Annotated in this window: 18 protein-coding genes and 1 pseudogene; 11 read left to right on the forward strand and 8 right to left on the reverse strand. The window is 59.2% G+C overall.

Annotated elements, in window-relative coordinates; translation table 11 throughout:
* Nucleotides 1–75 precede the first annotated feature (75 nt).
* From ORL50_RS20675 to ORL50_RS20715, 9 genes are read left to right on the forward strand one after another with little or no spacing between them, the layout of a single operon-like run.
* Complete coding sequence (locus ORL50_RS20675; RefSeq protein WP_057005057.1) at nt 76–1,224, forward strand: acyl-CoA dehydrogenase family protein; 1,149 nt, start codon at nt 76–78, stop codon at nt 1,222–1,224.
* The gene (locus ORL50_RS20680) at nt 1,224–2,297 is read left to right on the forward strand and encodes an acyl-CoA dehydrogenase family protein (RefSeq protein WP_057005058.1); all 1,074 of its coding nucleotides are present in this window, start codon (nt 1,224–1,226) and stop codon (nt 2,295–2,297) included. The genes ORL50_RS20675 and ORL50_RS20680 overlap by 1 nt, the downstream gene beginning before the upstream one ends.
* Nucleotides 2,294–3,094, forward strand: coding sequence for a crotonase/enoyl-CoA hydratase family protein (locus ORL50_RS20685; RefSeq protein ID WP_057005059.1), 801 nt, complete (start codon nt 2,294–2,296; stop codon nt 3,092–3,094). Before ORL50_RS20680 ends, ORL50_RS20685 begins: the two co-directional genes overlap by 4 nt.
* Nucleotides 3,095–3,136: 42 nt before the next feature.
* On the forward strand, nt 3,137–4,261 hold the full coding sequence (locus tag ORL50_RS20690) for an acyl-CoA dehydrogenase family protein (RefSeq protein WP_057005060.1): 1,125 nt from the start codon (nt 3,137–3,139) through the stop codon (nt 4,259–4,261).
* 24 nt (nt 4,262–4,285) lie between these two features.
* Entirely contained in the window at nt 4,286–4,837 is a 552-nt protein-coding gene (locus ORL50_RS20695; protein ID WP_057005061.1) for a glutathione peroxidase, read from the forward strand.
* A gap of 4 nt (nt 4,838–4,841) precedes the next feature.
* Nucleotides 4,842–5,726: a pantoate--beta-alanine ligase gene (gene panC / locus ORL50_RS20700; RefSeq protein ID WP_126588901.1), complete on the forward strand. Its 885-nt coding sequence runs from the start codon at nt 4,842–4,844 to the stop codon at nt 5,724–5,726.
* Nucleotides 5,723–6,580, forward strand: coding sequence for a cache domain-containing protein (locus ORL50_RS20705; protein ID WP_126588880.1), 858 nt, complete (start codon nt 5,723–5,725; stop codon nt 6,578–6,580). Before panC ends, ORL50_RS20705 begins: the two co-directional genes overlap by 4 nt.
* A gap of 42 nt (nt 6,581–6,622) precedes the next feature.
* Nucleotides 6,623–7,363 (forward strand): alpha/beta fold hydrolase, encoded by a 741-nt coding sequence (locus ORL50_RS20710; RefSeq protein ID WP_057005064.1) that lies wholly within the window; start codon nt 6,623–6,625, stop codon nt 7,361–7,363.
* Nucleotides 7,363–8,565: an MFS transporter gene (locus tag ORL50_RS20715; RefSeq protein ID WP_057005065.1), complete on the forward strand. Its 1,203-nt coding sequence runs from the start codon at nt 7,363–7,365 to the stop codon at nt 8,563–8,565. Before ORL50_RS20710 ends, ORL50_RS20715 begins: the two co-directional genes overlap by 1 nt.
* Nucleotides 8,566–8,770: 205 nt before the next feature.
* Here the strand turns inward: ORL50_RS20715 and ORL50_RS20720 are convergent, their stop codons facing one another.
* From ORL50_RS20720 to ORL50_RS20740, 5 genes and pseudogenes are all read right to left on the reverse strand, one after another.
* Nucleotides 8,771–10,225 carry a tyrosine-type recombinase/integrase gene (locus ORL50_RS20720; protein WP_126588881.1) on the reverse strand — a complete coding sequence of 485 codons (1,455 nt, stop codon included), beginning with the start codon at nt 10,223–10,225 and terminating at the stop codon, nt 8,771–8,773.
* A 273-nt stretch (nt 10,226–10,498) separates the two neighbouring features.
* Nucleotides 10,499–10,673: pseudogene (locus ORL50_RS20725) on the reverse strand (Fis family transcriptional regulator); the annotation flags it as partial.
* A gap of 65 nt (nt 10,674–10,738) precedes the next feature.
* Nucleotides 10,739–11,425, reverse strand: a complete 687-nt coding sequence (locus ORL50_RS20730; RefSeq protein ID WP_266017620.1) for a GNAT family N-acetyltransferase — start codon at nt 11,423–11,425, stop codon at nt 10,739–10,741.
* Between the two features lie 250 nt (nt 11,426–11,675).
* Complete coding sequence (locus tag ORL50_RS20735) at nt 11,676–11,885, reverse strand: hypothetical protein (RefSeq protein ID WP_266017622.1); 210 nt, start codon at nt 11,883–11,885, stop codon at nt 11,676–11,678.
* Nucleotides 11,886–11,903: 18 nt separating this feature from the next.
* Nucleotides 11,904–12,512, reverse strand: coding sequence for a LysE family translocator (locus tag ORL50_RS20740; protein WP_266017624.1), 609 nt, complete (start codon nt 12,510–12,512; stop codon nt 11,904–11,906).
* A 112-nt stretch (nt 12,513–12,624) separates the two neighbouring features.
* On the opposite strand from ORL50_RS20740, the gene ORL50_RS20745 reads away from it, so the two are divergent.
* Both ORL50_RS20745 and ORL50_RS20750 read left to right on the forward strand, forming a co-directional pair.
* Nucleotides 12,625–13,491 carry a LysR family transcriptional regulator gene (locus tag ORL50_RS20745; RefSeq protein ID WP_266017626.1) on the forward strand — a complete coding sequence of 289 codons (867 nt, stop codon included), beginning with the start codon at nt 12,625–12,627 and terminating at the stop codon, nt 13,489–13,491.
* A gap of 179 nt (nt 13,492–13,670) precedes the next feature.
* Nucleotides 13,671–15,101: an amino acid permease gene (locus ORL50_RS20750; protein WP_266017628.1), complete on the forward strand. Its 1,431-nt coding sequence runs from the start codon at nt 13,671–13,673 to the stop codon at nt 15,099–15,101.
* 141 nt (nt 15,102–15,242) lie between these two features.
* Here ORL50_RS20750 and ORL50_RS20755 read toward each other — a convergent pair whose 3' ends face one another.
* The 3 genes from ORL50_RS20755 to ORL50_RS20765 form a co-directional block, all read right to left on the reverse strand.
* The gene (locus ORL50_RS20755) at nt 15,243–16,970 is read right to left on the reverse strand and encodes a cobaltochelatase CobT-related protein (RefSeq protein ID WP_266017630.1); all 1,728 of its coding nucleotides are present in this window, start codon (nt 16,968–16,970) and stop codon (nt 15,243–15,245) included.
* An 18-nt stretch (nt 16,971–16,988) separates the two neighbouring features.
* On the reverse strand, nt 16,989–17,969 hold the full coding sequence (locus tag ORL50_RS20760; RefSeq protein WP_266017632.1) for an AAA family ATPase: 981 nt from the start codon (nt 17,967–17,969) through the stop codon (nt 16,989–16,991).
* Between the two features lie 147 nt (nt 17,970–18,116).
* A complete protein-coding gene (locus ORL50_RS20765; protein WP_266017634.1) occupies nt 18,117–19,250 on the reverse strand; it encodes an aminotransferase class V-fold PLP-dependent enzyme in 1,134 nt (377 codons plus the stop codon).
* Nucleotides 19,251–19,259: the final 9 nt, after the last annotated feature.

Consider the following 19,259-nt stretch of genomic DNA (forward strand, 5'->3'; position numbering starts at 1 on the left):
ACTGTGGAGCGGTTGCCGATCTGTGGTCGCTTCGTTCGAAGCGATTGCGCCTGTGTTCAGCGTTAGAGAGCGCATATGGCCATCAGTCAATTTTCCTACAGTAATATTCCTCCCGAGGCGGAAGCGCTTCGCACCGAAGTGCGGGCGTTCATTCTCGACACACTGGCCGATTACCCACCGACCTTGAGTGCACAGTCCTGGATGGGCTTCGACGCTGAATTCAGCAAGAAGCTCGGCGCGCGGGGCTGGGTGGGCATGGCCTTGCCCAAAGCCTACGGCGGTGGCGAGGCGGGTCCTTTTGCACGCTACGTGATCATTGAAGAATTGCTGGCCGCCGGTGCGCCGGTATCGGCTCACTGGATCGCCGACCGGCAAAGTGGGCCGCTGATCAATCGCTTCGGTACCGAGCAACAAAAACAGCACTTTCTTCCAGCCATTTGCCGGGGTGAAAGTTACTTCTGCATTGGCATGAGCGAGCCCAATTCCGGCTCGGACCTGGCTTCGATCAAAAGCACTGCTGTGCGTGATGGCGATAGCTGGCTCGTCAATGGCCAGAAGGTCTGGACCACCAACGCGCACCATTCGCAGTACATGATTGCCCTGGTGCGTACCGGTGAGAAACAAGCGGCCCGGCATGAGGGCATGTCGCAATTCATCGTCGACCTGAGCCTGCCCGGCATCACCATTCGCCCGATTCGCGACCTGGCCGGTGGCGAGCACTTCAACGAAGTGTTCTTCGACAATGTAAGGCTACCCGCCGACGCTTTGATCGGCACTGAAGGGAAGGGATGGGACCAGGTGACCGCCGAACTGGCCTTCGAACGCAGCGGCCCTGAACGCTTCCTCAGTTGTATGGCGTTGTTGAAAACACTGATCGACGCGGTGGGCAAGTCCCCTGACGCACTACAAGCGCGGGAGATCGGGCGACTGTCAGCCAAGCTGCTGACGCTGCGCAATATGTCGTTGTCGGTCACGGCACAGTTGGCAGCGGGTGAACATCCAGCCTGGGCGGCCTCCTGTGTGAAAGACCTTGGCAATGCTTTTGAGCAGGAAATTCCCGAAGTAGCCCAGCTGTTGCTGGAAACCGAGCCACGGCAGGACGGCGGCAGCGAGCACGCACGCGTGCTGGCCTACCTGACACAGATGGCGCCCTCATTCTCACTGCGCGGGGGCACTCGCGAAATTCTGCGCGGCATCATTGCCCGCGGCCTGGGGTTGCGATAATGCGCGAGATATTCGAAGCGACGATTGAACGCCTGTTTGCCGATCTGGCGACGCCGGCTTATGTGATGAGCTGTGAAGGCGGCGAATGGCCGGCCGAGTTATGGGCTGCGCTGGACGAGTCGGGCTTCACCCTGGCGGGTGTCACCGAAGCGCTGGGCGGCGCTGAGGCCAGTTGGGCCGATATGTATGTGCTGATCCGTGCCGCTGGGCGCTTTTCAGTACCTGCACCTTTGGGTGAAGCCCTGCTCGGCAATTGGCTGCTGAGCAGGGCTGGCCTGGAGGGCAGGGCAGGTGCCATCAGCGTGGCCGCCAACGCCGATCTGGTACTTGAGGGCGAGCGCGTTTACGGCACCGTCTACTCGGTCCCTTGGGGGCGCAACGTTGAAGCGGTCGTCGCCATCGCCAATAGCCCAACCGGCGTGGCGCATGTGGTGCTGCTGTCGCGAATCGCGGCGAGTGAACTGACGTTGAGTCTGAATGTGGCAGGCGAACCGCGCGATGATTTGGGTTTCACCAGTGCCCAGGTACTGGCACAAGCACCGTTGCCCGGCGGGCTCGACGCCAACGTCCTGGAACTGGGCGGCGCGATGCTGCGCGCGGCGCAGACCGCCGGGGCTTTGCACGCCCTACTGGACATGACCGCCAACTATGCCGGTGAACGCAAGCAGTTCGGCAAGGCAATTGGTTCTTTCCAGGCCATTCAACAACAGCTTGCAGTGTTCGCTGAGCAGGCTGCCGCCGCCGGCATCGCGGCCGAGGCGGCCTTCACGGAATCCAGTGCGGGGCTCGCGGCGCTGACCATTGCCGCGGCAAAAATCAGCACCGCAGAAGCCGCAAGCGTCGGCGCAAGCATCGCCCATTCAGTGCATGGCGCCATTGGCTTTACCGAGGAATATCCGCTGCATCTGCTCACCCGTCGGTTGTGGGCGTGGCGCAGTGAATTCGGCTCGGCCAGCCTTTGGAGTCAACGCCTGGGTACTCAGATATGCCAAGGCGGCAGCGATGGATACTGGCCCTTGCTCACCAGCCATGGCCAACAACCCTTAACCCGTCTCGCGAGTAATCCGGTATGAGCCCGTTTCTACAGATTGAGCGTGAGGGCGGCATCGTCACCGTGCGCATGAACCATCCCGACACGCGCAATGCCCTGACGACGCGCGAGCAGATCCAGGAGTTTGTCGATCTCTGCGCTGAACTGCGCCGTGACATGTCGGTACGGGTAATGGTGCTTACCGGCAATGGCAGCGCTTTCTGTGCCGGTGGCAACGTCAAGGACATGCACGAGCGCGGCGGCATTTTCGCCGGCTCGCCGTATGAACTGCGCAATACCTACCGGGACGGCATTCAGCGTATTCCCCTGGCGATTTATGAGCTGGATATCCCGGTGATCGCCGCGGTTAACGGCCCGGCGATCGGTGCGGGCCTCGATCTTGCCTGTATGTGCGATATCCGGCTGGCGGCGCCCAAGGCGATCTTTGCCGAGAGTTTCGTGCGTCTGGGCATCGTTCCGGGTGACGGCGGCGCCTGGCTGTTGCCGCGCATCATTGGTATCCCTAAAGCCAGTCTGATGGCGTTTACCGGTGACGCTATCGATGCAGCCAAGGCGCTGGAATGGGGGCTTGTCGAGCAAGTCTGCACCCACGAAACGCTGCAATCGGAAGCGCAGGCGCTCGCGCGCCGAATCGCCAGCAACCCGGGTCATGCGTTACGCCTGTGCAAGCGTCTGCTGCGCGAAGGCCAACATATGCGCCTCGATTCGCTGCTGGAATTGTCGGCGGCGTATCAGGCGTTGGCGCATCACACCGAAGACCATCATGAAGCGGTGGCGGCTTTTGTCGACAAGCGCGATCCCAATTACCAGGACCGCTGATTACCCATCGCCTAATACAAGAATCGATCTGGAGTAAGCAAAATGCGTGGCGTATTTCGAGAAGACCACAACATGTTCCGTGATCAGGCCCGCCGTTTCGTCGACCGCGAAATCGTGCCCTACCTGCATGAGTGGGAAAAAAACGGCATCGTTCCCAAGGAAGTCTGGCTCAAGGCCGGTGAGAACGGCTTGTTATGCTCCACGGTGCCTGAAGAATACGGTGGCCCCGGAGGCGACTTCGGTCACTCGGCGGTGATGATCGAAGAGCTGGCGCGGGCCAACGCTACCGCCGTGGGTTTCACCACCCACTCGGAAATCGTCACGCCTTACATCGTTGCCTATGGCAGCGAAGAGCAGAAGCAGCAATGGCTGCCACGTATGGTCAGTGGTGAGTTGATCGGCGTCATCGCCATGAGCGAGCCGGGTATCGGCAGCGACCTGCGTGCCATGCGCACTTCGGCGCGGCGTGACGGTGATGACTACATCGTCAACGGCCAGAAGACCTTTATCACCAACGGCGGCAATGCCGGACTGGTGGTCACCGCCACCAAGATTGATCCGGCGGCCAAGGAACTCACACTGATCTGCGTTGAGGAAGACCGAGCCGGCTTCGCCAAGGGGCGTCTGCTGGAAAAGATTGGCCTGAAAGGGCAAGACACTGCCGAATTGTTTTTTGATGAAGTCCGGGTGCCCGTCGGCAATCGATTGGGTGAGGAGGGCATGGGATTCAAATACCTGACTCATCAATTGGCCTGGGAACGCCTGATCATCGCGATCCGTGCCGCGCAATCCATCGACACGCTGCTGGAAGAAACCATCGGCTACACCCGGGAGCGCAAGGTCTTCGGAAAACCGGTGCTCGACTTCCAGAACACCCGCTTCAAACTCGCTGAAGCCAAGGCCCAGGCCACCATGCTGCGGGTGTTCGTCGACGACTGTCTGGCCAAAGTGATGCGCGGTGAACTGACGCCGGAAATCGCGGCAATGGCCAAGCTGCTGGGCTCGGAGATGCAAGGCAAGCTGCTTGATGAGTTTCTGCAATTACATGGCGGCTACGGCTTCATGAGCGAATACAAGATCAGCCGCGCCTGGGTTGACGCCCGGGTCGCGCGCATCTATGGCGGCACCTCTGAAATCATGAAAGAAATTATCGGCCGTACCCTTTGAAGCACATTTGCATGAGGCAAACAGATGAGTAATTCCCTTTACGACATTTCGCTGAAGCAGATCGATGGAAGCGTCCGCACCCTTGGCGACTATCGGGGCAAGGTCCTGTTGGTGGTCAATGTCGCTTCAAAATGCGGGCTGACCCCGCAATACGAGGGCTTGGAAAAACTGTACCAAGACAAAAAATCCCAAGGCCTGGAAATACTGGGTTTCCCCGCCAACAACTTCAAGGAGCAAGAACCGGGTAGCGATGTGGAAATCGTTGAGTTCTGTTCAGTGAACTATGACATTCACTTTCCGTTGTTCTCGAAAATCTCGGTTGTCGGCGCGGACCAGCATCCTCTCTACGCCGAGCTGACTGCTGCACAGCCCGAGTCCACGGGTGAAGGTCCTTTCCGAGAGCGCTTGACGGGTTATGGCATCAAGTCAGACAACACAACGGACGTACTCTGGAATTTCGAAAAGTTTCTGATTGATCGGCAGGGCACGGTCGTTGCCCGTTTCGCTCCAGACATCGCGGCTGATGATCCTCGTTTGCTTGAAGCAATCGAAGCTCAATTGGTCCAAGAGGCGTGAAGCGGTGCTGACAGTCGATACGGTTAGCGCGCTTCGTGCGCTCGTGGCCCGTGCACGAGGTGAAAACAAGAAAGTCGCGCTGGTGCCGACAATGGGCAACCTGCATGACGGTCATATCGCCCTGATTCATTGCGCAAAGCAGCGAGCCGATTTTGTGGTCGCCAGCATCTTCGTCAATCCACTCCAGTTCGGGGCGAATGAGGATCTGGCCAACTATCCTCGGACCCCCGACGCCGATCGCGAAAGACTGGTCAACGCCGGGTGTGATGCGCTGTTTGCCCCTGCTGTCGAACAGATCTATCCAGATGGAATGCTCAATCAGGCCATCGTCAGTGTGCCGAACGTGTCTGAAGGTCTTTGCGCTGCGGCACGTCCTGGTCACTTTGATGGCATGGCCACTGTCGTCGTCAAGCTGCTGAACATTGTTCAGCCAGACGTGGCTGTTTTCGGGGAAAAGGACTATCAGCAGCTGGCAGTCGTCCGCTCCATGGTCAGGGATCTGAATATGGTGACTGACGTTGTCGGTGCACCGACGATCCGGGCCGCGGACGGCTTGGCATTATCGTCGCGCAACGGCTATCTGAGTGACCATGAGCGTTCGGTGGCCCCCGTCCTTTACGCTTGTTTGAAGCAAATGGAGGCGAGTATCCAGGTTGAGGGGCGGGTGACTGAGCACCTGTTGATTGAATGTCATCAACGTATAAGCGACGCCGGTTTTCAGCCGGAATACTTTGAAGTCAGGAATGCTCAGGATTTAAAACCTCTGACCAGCTCCGATACTCACTTTGTGATTCTTGTGGCGGCGCGCATCGGCAAAACGCGGCTCATTGACAATCTGACGGTGGACCTTCGGCCATCAAAAAGATCACCAGAGGAACAACACCCATGAGCCTCTATCGAGCGTTCACTGTTCTTGGCCTGTGCCTTGTCTCTCTTGTCGGCATGGCTCAACAAGCGCCAGTGGATGCCTATGGTGCCGACACCCAGCGTGCCAACGCCTTGCTGTTAAAAGCTGTCGCCGAATACAAAGCCAAGGGCGACACCGCCCTGGCTGAGTTCAGTCGCCAGGGAGCCTATGTCGATGGAGAGCTGTACATCTACGTTGTCGATACCTCCGGCGTGATGCTTGCCAGCGGAGGGCCTTCGGTTTCACTGGTCGGAAAACCGGTGGTCAACGTTCTGGACGACGACCTCAAGGCTGCATTCCAGCAAGCGATTTCGCAGCCAGACGACGGCATCGTGCGTAGCGCCGAATACCGCTGGTGGAACTGGCAACACGGTAAGGTCGAGCGTAAGCGCGTGTTCTATCAACGTGTGAAAGATCGGGTGATCTCCGTGGGTTACTACATGCCACGGTCCAGCCCTGAACAGGCACAACAGCTGCTGCGCCAGATTTCGGCGCAAGTTGCCAGCGACGCAAAAGCCACTGTCGGGCGCATTAATCAGCACGATAAGCAGCTCACCCAGGATGATCTCTATGCCTTTGTGGTGGACCTGAAAACCAGGCGGTTCATCGCTCACGGCTTTTCGCCCCGGCTGATCGGCACCGACTTCAAGTCATTGCGCTCTACCGACGGCAAGCCGATTGGCGAGGACATACTCAAGCAGATGAACACGCATGAAGCAGGGGAGATCACTTATCAATGGCGTAACCCTATGACGGGGCAGAATGAATACAAGAGGACTTTTCTGCAGCGGGTTAATGGATACGTCGTCGCCGTGGGCTGCTATGCAATCAAGTGATCAAAACAGGGACCACCGGCGCCCGCAGCAAGGAGTGTGCGCATGACTGATTTAGTATTGCTGCATGGCGGCAACCATGGCTCGTGGTGTTGGAAGCCTTTTGTGGAGGCGTTAAACCAACAACCCGGATGTTTCAAACGAGTGATCACTCTGGATATGCCTGGGTGCGGCAAGAAGCGCGGTCGAGATGTTGCGTCCCTGCGGCTCGACGATGTGGTCAAGGAGCTTAATGACGACCTGCATGCACTCGGTGTGAACCAGGCCGTGTTGCTTGGGCATTCCATTGCGGGGGTCGTGCTGCCAATGATGGTGTTGGCTGCTCCGCAACTATATTCGCAGCTGGTTTACCTGGCCTGCGCATTGCCCAGTGAAGGCCAATCGATTCTGGAGTTACTTGGCACAACGCTGCATGGCGAAAGCCCGGAACATGTCGGCTGGCCGCTGGACCCCGCGCACACAACCCCTCAAGCGCTGGCGGTGGCCATGTTCGGTCAGGACTTGAGTGAGCAAACCATGAGTTGGTTGTTAAGCGAAGCGAGCCAGGACACGACGCCACTCTGTGTGGCGACAGACTCCATCAGTCGTGCGGGATACCTGGGAATGATTCCGGCGAGTTACATCATCACACTGCGCGACAACATCCTGCCCGTCGACTGGCAACGCCGTTTTGCGCAACGTGCTGGCGCGGGCGTGGTTATCGAGATAGATACGGCGCACGAGCCGTTCGTATCACACCCGCAGCTACTGGCGGATGTCATACGAGGTATAGAGCGGCATGAGTGATGAGCGATATCGGTGTTTCAATCCGTAGCAACGGCAAGGCAATCCGCAGCGATTGGTTGATCCTGTCCATTATCAGCTTCAACTTTATCTCGTACATATGCAGTGGCTTGCCGCTTGCGGTGTTGCCGGGCTATGTCCTCAATGACCTGGGCCTGACCTCGGTTTTCGCCGGCGTGGTTATCAGCTCGCAATACCTGGCGACGCTCCTGGCCCGCCCCTTGGCCGGTGGTGTGGCCGATCGCCTGGGTGCCAAATACGCGGTTGTGTGCGGGTTCAGTGGCTTGATGTTGAGCGGCGCCCTGACGGCGCTCGCCATTATCCTGCCCACCCAACCCTGGTTGACCCTGACGCTATTACTGCTGGGGAGGCTGGTGTTGGGGGCGTCCACGGCCATGATCTCCACGCCCTGCTGCACCTGGGCCATCGGGTTATGTGGTGCCCCGCGGGCGGCACAGGTCATGTCGTGGAACGGAATAGCGGCTTACGGCGGCACGGCTGTTGGCGCGCCACTGGGTGTGCTGCTGCGCAATTCGATGGGTATCGCCAGTGTGGGGTTGTGCACCGTGTTGCTTGGCTTGGCGTTCCTGCTTTTGGCTCTGGGCAAGCGCCCAGCGCCATTGGTTGCAGGCGCCCGTCTGGCATTTCACCGAGTCCTGTTCGCCGTCATGCCCAATGGCCTGGTCCTGGTTTGCAGCTCGGTGGGATTTGGCGGGCTTACGGCGTTCGTCGCACTGTATTTCGATAGTCTCGGCTGGGATTACGCCGCCTATTGCTTAAGTGGTTTCGGCGCAGGTTTTATCGTTGCCCGATTGTCGTCGCCAGGAATACTGCAGCGATTCAGAGGGTACAAAGTGGTGGGCGGCTGCCTGCTTGTGCAGACATTGGGCATGCTGCTGATATGGCTCGCGCCTTCGCCTGCGCTGGCCATTGCCGGCGGGGCGTTAACCGGGATAGGGGTGTCATGGGTCTATCCGGGGCTTGGGGTGGAGACTTTGGCTAGCACTCCGGCCGCGAACCGTAACTCGGCGCTCAGCGCCCTTTCATTATTCTTCGATATTGCAGTGGGGATGGCCGGTCCGGTGATGGGCCTGGTTGCGTCAGGTTTTGGTTTTGCTGCGATATTTCTCTGTGCAGCACTGATGTCGATGGGCGGGTTTCTGGTAGTGCTCTGCCTATGGCGGAAGGGGCGTATACGCGATTAGTGTTAGTTGTTTAATAGCATACCTCTGTTTCACATAACTGACGTGCAAGTAAGCTCTCCGACGATCTGTCAGCGGGAAAATAACAGAACCAGCTATACCGCTATTGGCCGATTGCTGCGTGTCATGTCGGGTCGGAATCGACCCGAACCGAGCTCTCAGCGATATATACATAACTACAAGGAGTTCAGCGTTATAAGAATTCGACTTATGACGACGGCAGAGTCTCTGCGGCTGCGTAGTCTGGAAAGGACATCATCGACTCGACCGGAGGATGCTCGTAGGTTGAGGAAAGAACGGCACTGAGCCGATCGCCCAACAGGTTCCAGGCGCTTTTCTTCTCTTCGGCATAGTCGTGATGCAGGTAATGACGCCTCACCCTAGAGCCGGCCAACACATGATTTTGGCAGCGATCGATGACGTCCAGGCTGACCCCCAAGGCCTGCATCATGGTCGCGCCGGTACGGCGCAGGTCATGCGGGGTCCAGTCACCGTTCTGGCCGTCAGCAAGCACCAGGGTATCGTCATGACGCCGTCTAGAGAGGGCCTTACGGTTTTTGAACCGAGCCTGACGATCGCCGACCTGTTTGCTCACCACTTTCACATCCACATGCCCATCATCCTGCTTGTTGGGAAAGCACCATTCAGAGTTTCCCGTCAGCGTCTTGAGTTCCTGAAAGAAATGCAGGGCAAATGACGAGAGGAACACATGGTGGTCCTGTTTCTTGCCCCGGGTGCCTTTGACGTTTTCACTGGGGAGGAACCAGGTCTGCCGGTCAAGATCGACATTTTTCCATTCGGCCTGGAGCAACTCGCCAATCCGGCACAGCGTACCCAGGCTGATCCAGAGTGCGAGTTGGGTTTCTTTCTTTAGCGGCCGTATGCCGTCGTATTTTTGCCCGGCGGGCAGGGCGTTGTAATCGGCAGTCATTTGCTGGAAGCGGTTGTGCAGTTCCAACAGCTCAGCCGGTGAAAGGATGCGGCTTCTTTCGGCCTCGTAGTCGGCTGGGATCAGAGGGGAGATGTCGACCAGTTCCGTCGGATCGCCCTCGATCAATAAGGCCCGCCAGGGCTGACGTTTTCTGGCCCAGCTGAACATCTGAGTGAGGTCGGCGAAGAAACTGATGGCTTGCCGGTGAGCGCCGCGGTTGACCACGGCGCGGATCAGCGCCCGAACATCGTGTTCGGAGACGCTGCTCACCGCGGTCTTGCCGAGTGCCGGATAAAGGTCCTTGTTAAAGCGTCGTTGCAATTCAGCATTGCCATCTTTCCGCGCTACGCCATCCAGCAGCCACGCGCTGGCCAGATCCTGGACGGTCAGCGTTTTCACCTTCGTCGTTTTTACTTGTTCAGCCTCTACGTTAGTAGCGGCGTATGCCTGGGCCTTGGCGGTTTTCTTTTGCTCGCTGGGATTGATCTGCTCATCAATGAGCGCCCGGGCCTGGTTGCGGGCCTTGCGGATGTCCGTCAGGGATTTGCGCGGCCAGGTTCCGCAGGCGTACTCTTTGTTTTGATTGCCCCAGCGATAACGGTAGAAAAAGCTGACTGACACGCCGTCCTTGCGGACTGAGATTCGACCGGCGAGATTACCATCCTCGCGGAGGATCCGGCCGGCATCATTGACGGTCAGCGACTCAAGTTCTTTGATGGTGATTTTGGCCATGAAATGGACTCCCCCTACTTTTACCCCCACAAAAACGTCGGCTCTTGATGGACGTTCCTGGACTCTCGTAGAGCAGAACATCGCTGGAGCTCAAGTAAATACTAGCTTAGAAAAATCCAGAGTAAAATTTTGGAATCTTTCAAGAAGTATGAAAAAGGAGATGGGGTGCTAGGGGTCGAGTGTTCGAATCACTCCGTCCCGACCATATTTTTCAATGACTTAGGCCAATGTTCACAGCATTGGCCTTTTTCATGTGCGTGACTTTTGCATGGCAGCAGTGCGGCTGCTATTCATCCGCTCCGCAAGGGCTTTCTTGCTGATACTGAAGCTTCCTCGCTTCGGCTGTTTGACAGGCGCTGACACGCTTGAGGGCGGTAGCAGACACTTCTTCAATGAGCCCTTGTTCTGCGAGGAAGTCGTCAAAGTCAGAACCGATGTGCTGACTCATGTGCCGTACCCCTAGATGAACACCCCCGCGCTCATGCAGAACCAATCGATCTCAACTTTCGCATCTCACGCCGGCGCAGCCACCGTAGACCGCCCAGGCTTGCAAAGGATCTCAAGTCGCGAGCCGCTGTAGCGGGATTCGCGGAATAGACGCCAGCGCCCGAACAAGCCGTAGACATGCATGACTCGACCCTGCTCGCGATACCCCATGCGGATGTGCGCTCTCAGGGCTGGAATATTGTGCGTCTCACAGACGTTCACCACCTTGTTACAGCCTTGTGCTTGCATGGCCTGCCACAGACAGATTTGGCCATCGACTGAAAGTGCCGTACCGAAGTAACGTCGCGTCATCTCGCCCCCGAACGCGAAGAATTCGCCGTCGTTGACCGGGAACCAACAGCCGTAATAATGGCGATCATGGTAGTTGCGTTTGCTGCCCCAAATGAAAGCTACGGCATCACCCTTGTCGTCCACGTACATATGTCCGGTATACCCTTCGGCGGCCAGTTCGCGCATGGTTTCCACTCGGTCGCCAAAGTGCTTGGCGAACGCGTTCGCGTTCTGTGTATCGACCTCGACCATGCGTAATCCCGAATAGGGCCGGAGCTTTTGGGACGGAACCGATGTGGCCAGGTCACGCTCCATCCACAGTAACTCCCAGTGGAAAAACACATAACGCTTCCAGAGAACATTGAGGGTGCGACGCAGGCCTTTTTGTTTTATTCGGACTTTTAGCTGCTGCAATGCACTCATGCTGCCTCCCGGTGGAGTTAGGGGCGTTGTTTTAATGTGTTTATTGAGTGAATGCGCAATGGACAAGCAGTACCCGCCATTCAGGGGGTAAGCAGCTAACGGTCTGCAACCAATACGACTCTGAGATGAGGAGCCAACACGATCCATGCGCTTGAAGTGGGTATAGAACAGCGCAGCAAGTGCATGTCAAAAAGACCCCCGCAGTTTTGTAACAAATTATTCTGCGCCCCCGGAGCCTTGGGCGGGGCCTTCAATGAATCGTCTTAACCCTACGACTTTCACCAATCCTGATCCGATCCAACGCCCTGTTAAGCGCATCCAATGCATCGAGAAGGGCTTTTGCCTCAGCCTCTCTGCCATCTCCCCAAAGTCGCTCAACCATCCTGTTCAAGGCTTGGATTGATCGTTCAATGTCGGCAGCAGTCACCGCTGTCGTGTCTGCCGATTTTGTCTTCGACACTTTCAAAACCTCTGTCACTCAAGCATGAATCGGCAAAGCCAAACCAAACGCCACAAAAAACCCACCACACACCTTATTAAACCGCCGCCCAGCCCTCGCTAACCAAGGCCGCACCCGATTCGCCGCACTCGCCACCATATACTCGACAATAAACTCCACCACCGCATACGTCAGTGCAATCGCCGCCGTCTGCGCAATGATGCTCCTGTGTGGATCAAGGAACGGCGGGATAAACGCAGTAAACAGCAACAGCGCCTTCGGATTCGACAGGGCCGACACCAGGCCCTGGCGGAACAACGACCAACGCCGGGAGCTCGTGGTCCCCGTCGACTCGAGATTGATCGGCGCAGACCGCCACAGCCCCCAGCCCAGCCAGATCAGATACAGCCCGCCCACCACCTTCAATACGGTAAACCAGGTAGCCGACGCCTGGATCAGCGCACCCAATCCCAGGGCGCACAGCGCGAGCACCACCGCAAAGCCGAGCACGCCGCCCGAGATGGTGAACAGGGTTTTGCGACTGCCATGAATGGCGCCATGGGTCAGCACCAATAACGCATTCGGTCCTGGCACGACGGCGATGCCGAAGCAGGTAATCAGGTACAGCAACCAGGTGTCGAATGGCATGATCAGATTCACTATAGGTTAATGCAGGCCAGAATCTTGCGGATGAACTGAATTCCTGAAAAGCGCATAATTCACATCTTAACCATTCGATTAACGAATAGAGGTGACGGCGATGCCTGCCAGCGATTTGCAGATCGATTGGCTCAAGTGTTTTGTGGCGGTGGTGGATGCCGGTTCGCTGTCTGGCGCCGCTCACGAGATCAACCGATCACAGTCCGCCGTCAGCATGCAGATGAAGAAGCTGGAGGCTGCGCTGGGGCGGCAGCTGTTGAGTCGGGGGCCGAGGCATTTGCAACTGACGGATGATGGCCAGACGTTGCTGAGTTATGCCCGGCGCATGCTCGCGTTGCATGCCGAGACCCAGGCGGCGTTTCATGGTGAAGAGTTGTCTGGGCGAATCCGCCTGGGCGTCGCCGAGGACTATGCGGCCAGGTATCTGACTCCGCTGCTCAAGCGTTTTTCCCCGCGCTACGCCGGGGTGGAAATAGAACTGACGTGTGAGCAGTCGACTGCGCTTATCCCGCGTGTACGCAGTGGTGATCTGGACCTGGCGCTGGTGTCCAGGGACTCTGCGCAAAGCGGCTCGTTTCTGTTCAAGGAACCGATGGTCTGGGTTGGCTCGCCGCAGTTCGAACTGTGGCGGCGCGACCCGGTGCCGATTGCGGTCTACGAAAGCGCGAGCCTGGCTCGGCTGTATGCGGTGAATTCGCTGACCCAGCGCGGGCGGCAGTTCAAGGTGGTCTACAACAGCTCCAGTCTTGCCGGGCAGGTGGCGGCGGTGGAGGGTGGGCTGGCCATTGCGGCGATTACGCAGTGCACGGTGTCGGCTTCGCTCCAGGTGCTGGGCAGTGAGCACGGCCTGGGCAGCATTGAGCCGATGGAGGTGTCGGTTCTGCGGAGTCGGGCCTCTCGCGGGTCGAAAGCGGTCAATGGGCTGCATGCTTTTATCATTGGTGCGCTACGACATCAGGTGGAGTGACCTGGCGGTGATCACTAGACGTGGCCCCAGCAGCGCGGCGTAATTGGTCCTAAAAAATTCGGCACTCCCGGAAGACACTGCTCAGGCAGCCAGGGTCGCTTCCCCTACCAGCAAGATCGATGACTGACTGCTTCTGTACTGACTTTCAACCTAAAATAATAACGAATGGGGTGAGCAGCATGTCCGTACCTCAACAAACCCGAGCGGAGAACGCCAAGGGCGGCCTGCAATCGGGTCTCAAGCAACGTCACATGGCCATGATCGCCCTGGGTGGTGTCATCGGTGCCGGACTGTTCGTCGGCAGCGGAGTGGTCATCCAGTCTGCGGGGCCTGCGGCCCTGTTGTCCTTCCTGGTCACCGGCGTACTGGTCATCCTGATCATGCGCATGCTCGGCGAAATGGCCTGCGCCCTGCCGACCGTGGGATCGTTCTACGAATATGCACGCATGGCCTGGGCCGATCATAAGCAGACCAGCCAACTGGCCGGTTTTCTTACCGGTTGGATGTACTGGTATTTCTGGGTCATCGTCGTCGCGGTGGAGGCGGTGGCTGGCGCCTCGCTTATCCAGTTCTGGCTGCCGGACGTACCGGCTTGGGGCATCAGCCTGACGCTCATGATTGTGCTGACCCTGACGAACCTGTGCTCGGTCGCGTCCTTCGGTGAGTTCGAGTTCTGGTTCTCCTCGATCAAAGTCGCAGCCATTATGGTTTTCCTGTTGTTGGGTGGGCTGTATCTGCTAGGCATGTGGCCGACCGAAACCCATCACGGGCTGAGTTCGATGCTCAGTCACGGCGGCTTCATGCCCAACGGCATCGGCCCGGTGTTGACTGGGGCGGTGGCGGCGACGGGATTCTATTTCGGTGCGGAGATTGTCACCGTGGCGGCTGCCGAATCTGCCGATCCGGTGCGCTCGGTCGCCCGAGCCACCAATTCGGTGATCACCCGCGTGCTGTTCTTCTATGTCGGCTCGATCCTGCTGGTGGTCACCCTGGTCCCTTGGAACTCGCCGGCCATGCTCACCCCGTATTCCAGCGCTCTGGCAGCCATGGGCTTCGACTGGGCCGCGCACGTGATGAACGCCATCGTGCTGACCGCCGTGTTGTCCTGCCTGAACTCGGGCATCTATGCGTCTTCGCGCATGCTGTTCGCACTGACCAAACGCGGTGACGCACCGCGCAGCCTGGCCAAGCTGTCCCCCAGTGGCGTACCCCGTCGTGCAATCTTCTTCGGCACGCTGTTCGGTTATCTGTCGGTGGTGATGTCGTACATATCGCCGGACACCATCTTCGCCTTTCTGGTCAATTCCTATGGCACCGTGGCGATCTTCGTCTATGTGCTGATCGCCCTGTCCCAGCTGCGCTTGCGTGCGAAGCTCGAGCGTGAGGCGCCGGAAAAACTCAAGGTGCGGATGTGGTGTTATCCGTACCTGACTTACGTCGCCATCTTCGGCATGCTCGGCATCGTCACCGGCATGGCTTTCATCCCGGAGCAACGCATGCCGCTGGCGTTGGGCGTCGTCAGCCTGGCGATTCTGATTCTGGCGTTCATTACTCGCACCATCTGGCGGCGACTCAAGGGGCTGCCGGAAGTCATACCGGTTAACAGCTAGTCATTACGATTCGCCAATGTTGTTAAGAAAAGTCGCCGCTCGGCGACTTTTCTGTTTTCGCCGAGCGTCGAGCGCCGAGCGCCGAAACACCTACGCCCATGCGGATCGGACCAAATAGACTGAGGGAGGGAAAAACGAGGATCAGCCGCGACCGTGGAGCAGCCGCAGGATTTCATCGAACACGGCATTGTCCAGGCTGCGCGACATATCAAGCTCCAGGCTGTGGCGATAATAGGGGCTCAGGTCGAGACCGACGCCGAGGGCGTACAACTCGATGCTGTGATCCTGCTCGATTTGCCGGGTCACCTGTTTGAGGTGCAGGTCGAGGATGTCCTGCTGGTTGGTCTGGTGGGTGGCGCTGTCCATCGGGCAGCCGTCGGAGATGATGATCAGGATGCGCCGTTGTGCGTCGCGCTGCAGCAGCCGCTGACGCGCCCAGAGCAGTGCCTCGCCGTCGATGCCCTCGCGAAACAGATCGGACTTGAGCAGTGCGGCGATGTTCGGCCGGGCGCGGCGCCAGGACGTTTCGGCAGTCTTATAGACCACATGGCTGAGCTCGTTGAGCCTTCCCGGATTGGCCGGCTGGCCCACGGCGCGCCAGCGTTTCAAAGGACGCCCACCGTTCCATTGGCCGGTGGTGAAGCCGAGGATCTCACTGCGGGCGCCCGCCAGTTCCAGGGCACGACTGAGGGCGTCAGCCAGCAAGGCGACGCTCTCGATGTGGTTGCGCATGGAGCCGGAGTTGTCGATCAGCAGGCTGACCAGGCAATCGCAGTGAGGACGCTGCTGCTCGTGGCGAAAAATCTCCCGTTGTTCGGGGCTGATGATCAGGCGACTGAGGCGCCCGGCATCGATCTGGCCGTCGGTCTGGGCGAAGGCCCAACCATCGCGCCGAGGTGCTGCCAGCAGCGCACCCAGGCGTTTGGCCAGGCGAGGCAGATTAAGGCCCTGGCCGGCCAGACGCTGGTCCAGGCGCTGGCGCAGTTCACGCAATAATTCCGGGCGCACCAGGCTGGTTGCATCACGCTCGCAATCGTAGTCGCGGCTGAACACTTGGTAAGTAAAGACGTCGTCGCTGCCCCGTGGATTACCTTGGGCAGCCCCGCTGGTGGCAACGTCGCCTTCGCCATGCTGATCCACGTCCAGCAACAGGGCGAAGGCCAGATGGGTTTTTTCCGCGATGTCGCAGACCTTGCGCTCGTCGTTACCGAGCAGTTCGGCGTCCAGTTGTTCGATCAGCTCCTGGGCCTTGGCGGCAATCAGCAGGGCATGCTCGGTAAACGCAATCTGCTCGTGCCGACAGCGGCGCAGCAGCCCGAAGGCCGCGCCAAAATGGCCGAGCAGGCTCAAGCGCGGTGCTTCGATAAGCATTTCCGTCTGTTCCCCGACGCGGCCGCCACACAGCAGAATCCAGCTCATCTGCGCCAGGGTGAAAAGCAGCAGGCCGACGTGGCCCTCGGCCTGTCCGGAGTCGAGAAACTGTTGGCTCCACTGCTCGAAGCGCCGCAGCAGATTGCGCCGCACACCCGGATGACAGTCGTCGACCAACGACTCCACGCGCAGTTGCTCGAGCAACTCGAACACCAGGCGTGCGATTGGATGTGCCGGGAGGAACTGGCGCACCAGCGCCTGATCACTGTGTTTCAGGCGCAGCGCCAGGCTGTCAGCCACACCGCGCCAGGCCTGGCTCTCATCGTGCTCGGGATCGGGATGCAGGTGTGGGGCGCGTATCGGGAAGTGCCGTTCCTGCACTTCCAGGCGGCCGCCGCGGTAGCGTACGAGTGGTTCACCGGACAAGGCCCGCAGCGTTGCCGCGCAGAGTTCTTCGAGTTGTTGCTGGCGTTTCTCGCGGCGGGGCGACGGGTTCATGGTGGTCCTCTTGTGGGTTCAGGCCAGTGCCAGCAGGGGCAACGCCGATTCGCCAAGCTCCTGGTCGAAACAGCGTTGGTAGTATTCGGCGACGATCGGCCGCTCGGCTTCGTCGCATTTATTGAGGAACGACAGGCGGAAGGCCAGTGCCGGGTCGCTGAAAATTTCCATGTTTTCCGCCCAGGAAATAACGCAGCGCGGCGACATCAGGGTCGACAGATCGCCGCTGGCAAAGCCTTGCCGAGTCAGGTCGGCCACCGCCACCATCTGCGTCAGCAACCCTTCGCCATGGCGAGCCAGCAGGTGCGGTACCCGCGCGGCGACTATCGCGACTTCTTCGGCCCGGGGCAGGTAGTTCAGGGTGGCGACTATGTTCCAGCGATCCAGCTGCGCCTGATTGAGCACCTGGGTGCCGTGGTACAGCCCGTTCAGGTTGCCCAAGCCAACGGTGTTGGCAGTGGCGAACAGGCGGAACGAGGGGTGCGGCTGGATCACTTGGTTCTGGTCGAGCAGATTGAGCCGGCCGTCGCGTTCGAGGATGCGCTGAATCACGAACATCACGTCCGGGCGGCCCGCGTCGTATTCATCGAAGATCAGCGCCATGGGCCGACGCAGTGCCCAGGGCAGGATGCCTTCCTGGAATTCGGTGACTTGCTTGCCCTCGCGCAGGACGATGCCATCCTTGCCGATCAGGTCCAGGCGGCTGATATGCCCGTCCAGGTTGACTCGCGTGCAAGGCCAGTTGAGCCGCGCCGCGACCTGTTCGATATGGGTCGACTTGCCACTGCCGTGCAAGCCTTGCAGCATCACCCGGCGATTGCGGGTGAAGCCGGCGAGAATCGCCAGGGTGACTTCCGGGTTGAAGCAATAGGCCGCATCGACCTGCGGCACATGCTCGTCGGCATTGAGAAACACGGGTACCCGCAGGCTGGAGTCGATACCAAACAACTCCCGGACTGGGACCAGGCGGCTGGCGGGTTCGAAGTTCAGGTCAGTCATGGCTATCGCCTCAAGGGCCGGGGAGGAGCTCTTGATTCTAGGGGCGAGACTGGACCAGGGGAGGGGCCAGTTGGTGGCCCCCGATGCGGCCAGCCGGGGAGGCTGGCGCCATGTTCGTTGGGAGAGAAACGATCCTGAGGACGAGGGCTAGCGACTCAAGACTTCGTCCAGCGCCTGTTCGAGAGTGCTGACCGTGCGCTCGATATTGTGCAGCTTTTCCAGGCCGAACAAGCCGATGCGGAAAGTCTGGAAGTCGGCTGGCTCGTCGCATTGCAACGGCACTCCGGCGGCGATTTGCAGGCCGTGGGCGGCAAATTTCTTGCCGCTCTTGATGTCGGCATCATCGGTGTAGCTCACCACCACGCCTGGGGCCTGGAAGCCGGCTGCGGCCACGCTCTTGATGCCCTTGCCGGTCAGCAAGGCGCGTACCCGGTCGCCCAACGCCTGTTGTTCATCGCGGACCTTGTCGAAGCCGTAGGCTTGCGTTTCTTTCATCACTTCGTTGAACCGCGCAAGCGAATCGCTGGGCATGGTCGCGTGGTAGGCATGCCCGCCCTGTTCGTAGGCCTGCATGATCTGCAGCCATTTTTTCAGGTCGCAGGCAAAACTGCTGCTCTGCGTCTGCTCGATGCGCTGCAGGGCCAAGGGACTGAACATCACCAGGGCGCAGCATGGGGAGGCACTCCAGCCTTTCTGCGGAGCACTGATCAGCAGATCGACTGCGCATTTTTGCATATCGACCCACAGCGCCCCCGAAGCGATGCAGTCCAGCACGAACAGGCCGCCCACCGCATGCACGGCGTCACCGACGGCGCGCAGGTAGTCATCGGGCAGGATAATCCCCGATGAGGTCTCAACGTGCGGGGCGAAGACGATCTGCGGCTTGTGCGTCTGAATGGCCGCCAGCACTTCGTCCAGGGGCGGTGGGGCATAGGCGGCCTGGCGACCAGCCTCGACCGGCCGGGCCTTGAGTACCGTGGTGGCCGCCGGGATGTTGCCCATCTCGAGAATCTGGCTCCAGCGATAACTGAACCAGCCGTTGCGGATCACCAGGCATTGCTGGCCGCCGGCAAACTGCCGCGCCACCGCTTCCATGCCGAATGTGCCGCTGCCCGGAACCACCGCCACGGCCTCGGCGTTGTAGACCTGCTTGAGGGTGCTGGAAATGTTCCTCATCACTGCTTGAAACGCCTGGGACATATGGTTGAGCGATCGGTCGGTGTAGACCACCGAGTACTCGACCAGCCCTTCGGGATCGATACTGGGATAGAGCTTTGACATGGGTGACTC

Source organism: Pseudomonas sp. RIT-562 (assembly GCF_026241895.1).
GTDB classification, from domain to species: Bacteria; Pseudomonadota; Gammaproteobacteria; order Pseudomonadales; family Pseudomonadaceae; genus Aquipseudomonas; species Aquipseudomonas mandelii_F.

What these genes read in the sequence shown, in the direction of transcription:
- ORL50_RS20675 (WP_057005057.1), top strand. Translation starts at nt 76, where the DNA reads ATGGCCATCAGTCAATTTTCCTACAGTAATATTCCTCCCGAGGCGGAA.
- ORL50_RS20680 (WP_057005058.1), top strand. Translation starts at nt 1,224, where the DNA reads ATGCGCGAGATATTCGAAGCGACGATTGAACGCCTGTTTGCCGATCTG.
- ORL50_RS20685 (WP_057005059.1), top strand. Translation starts at nt 2,294, where the DNA reads ATGAGCCCGTTTCTACAGATTGAGCGTGAGGGCGGCATCGTCACCGTG.
- ORL50_RS20690 (WP_057005060.1), top strand. Translation starts at nt 3,137, where the DNA reads ATGCGTGGCGTATTTCGAGAAGACCACAACATGTTCCGTGATCAGGCC.
- ORL50_RS20695 (WP_057005061.1), top strand. Translation starts at nt 4,286, where the DNA reads ATGAGTAATTCCCTTTACGACATTTCGCTGAAGCAGATCGATGGAAGC.
- ORL50_RS20705 (WP_126588880.1), top strand. Translation starts at nt 5,723, where the DNA reads ATGAGCCTCTATCGAGCGTTCACTGTTCTTGGCCTGTGCCTTGTCTCT.
- ORL50_RS20710 (WP_057005064.1), top strand. Translation starts at nt 6,623, where the DNA reads ATGACTGATTTAGTATTGCTGCATGGCGGCAACCATGGCTCGTGGTGT.
- ORL50_RS20715 (WP_057005065.1), top strand. Translation starts at nt 7,363, where the DNA reads ATGAGCGATATCGGTGTTTCAATCCGTAGCAACGGCAAGGCAATCCGC.
- ORL50_RS20720 (WP_126588881.1), bottom strand. Translation starts at nt 10,225, where the DNA reads ATGGCCAAAATCACCATCAAAGAACTTGAGTCGCTGACCGTCAATGAT.
- ORL50_RS20730 (WP_266017620.1), bottom strand. Translation starts at nt 11,425, where the DNA reads ATGAGTGCATTGCAGCAGCTAAAAGTCCGAATAAAACAAAAAGGCCTG.
- ORL50_RS20740 (WP_266017624.1), bottom strand. Translation starts at nt 12,512, where the DNA reads ATGCCATTCGACACCTGGTTGCTGTACCTGATTACCTGCTTCGGCATC.
- ORL50_RS20745 (WP_266017626.1), top strand. Translation starts at nt 12,625, where the DNA reads ATGCCTGCCAGCGATTTGCAGATCGATTGGCTCAAGTGTTTTGTGGCG.
- ORL50_RS20750 (WP_266017628.1), top strand. Translation starts at nt 13,671, where the DNA reads ATGTCCGTACCTCAACAAACCCGAGCGGAGAACGCCAAGGGCGGCCTG.
- ORL50_RS20755 (WP_266017630.1), bottom strand. Translation starts at nt 16,970, where the DNA reads ATGAACCCGTCGCCCCGCCGCGAGAAACGCCAGCAACAACTCGAAGAA.
- ORL50_RS20760 (WP_266017632.1), bottom strand. Translation starts at nt 17,969, where the DNA reads ATGACTGACCTGAACTTCGAACCCGCCAGCCGCCTGGTCCCAGTCCGG.
- ORL50_RS20765 (WP_266017634.1), bottom strand. Translation starts at nt 19,250, where the DNA reads ATGTCAAAGCTCTATCCCAGTATCGATCCCGAAGGGCTGGTCGAGTAC.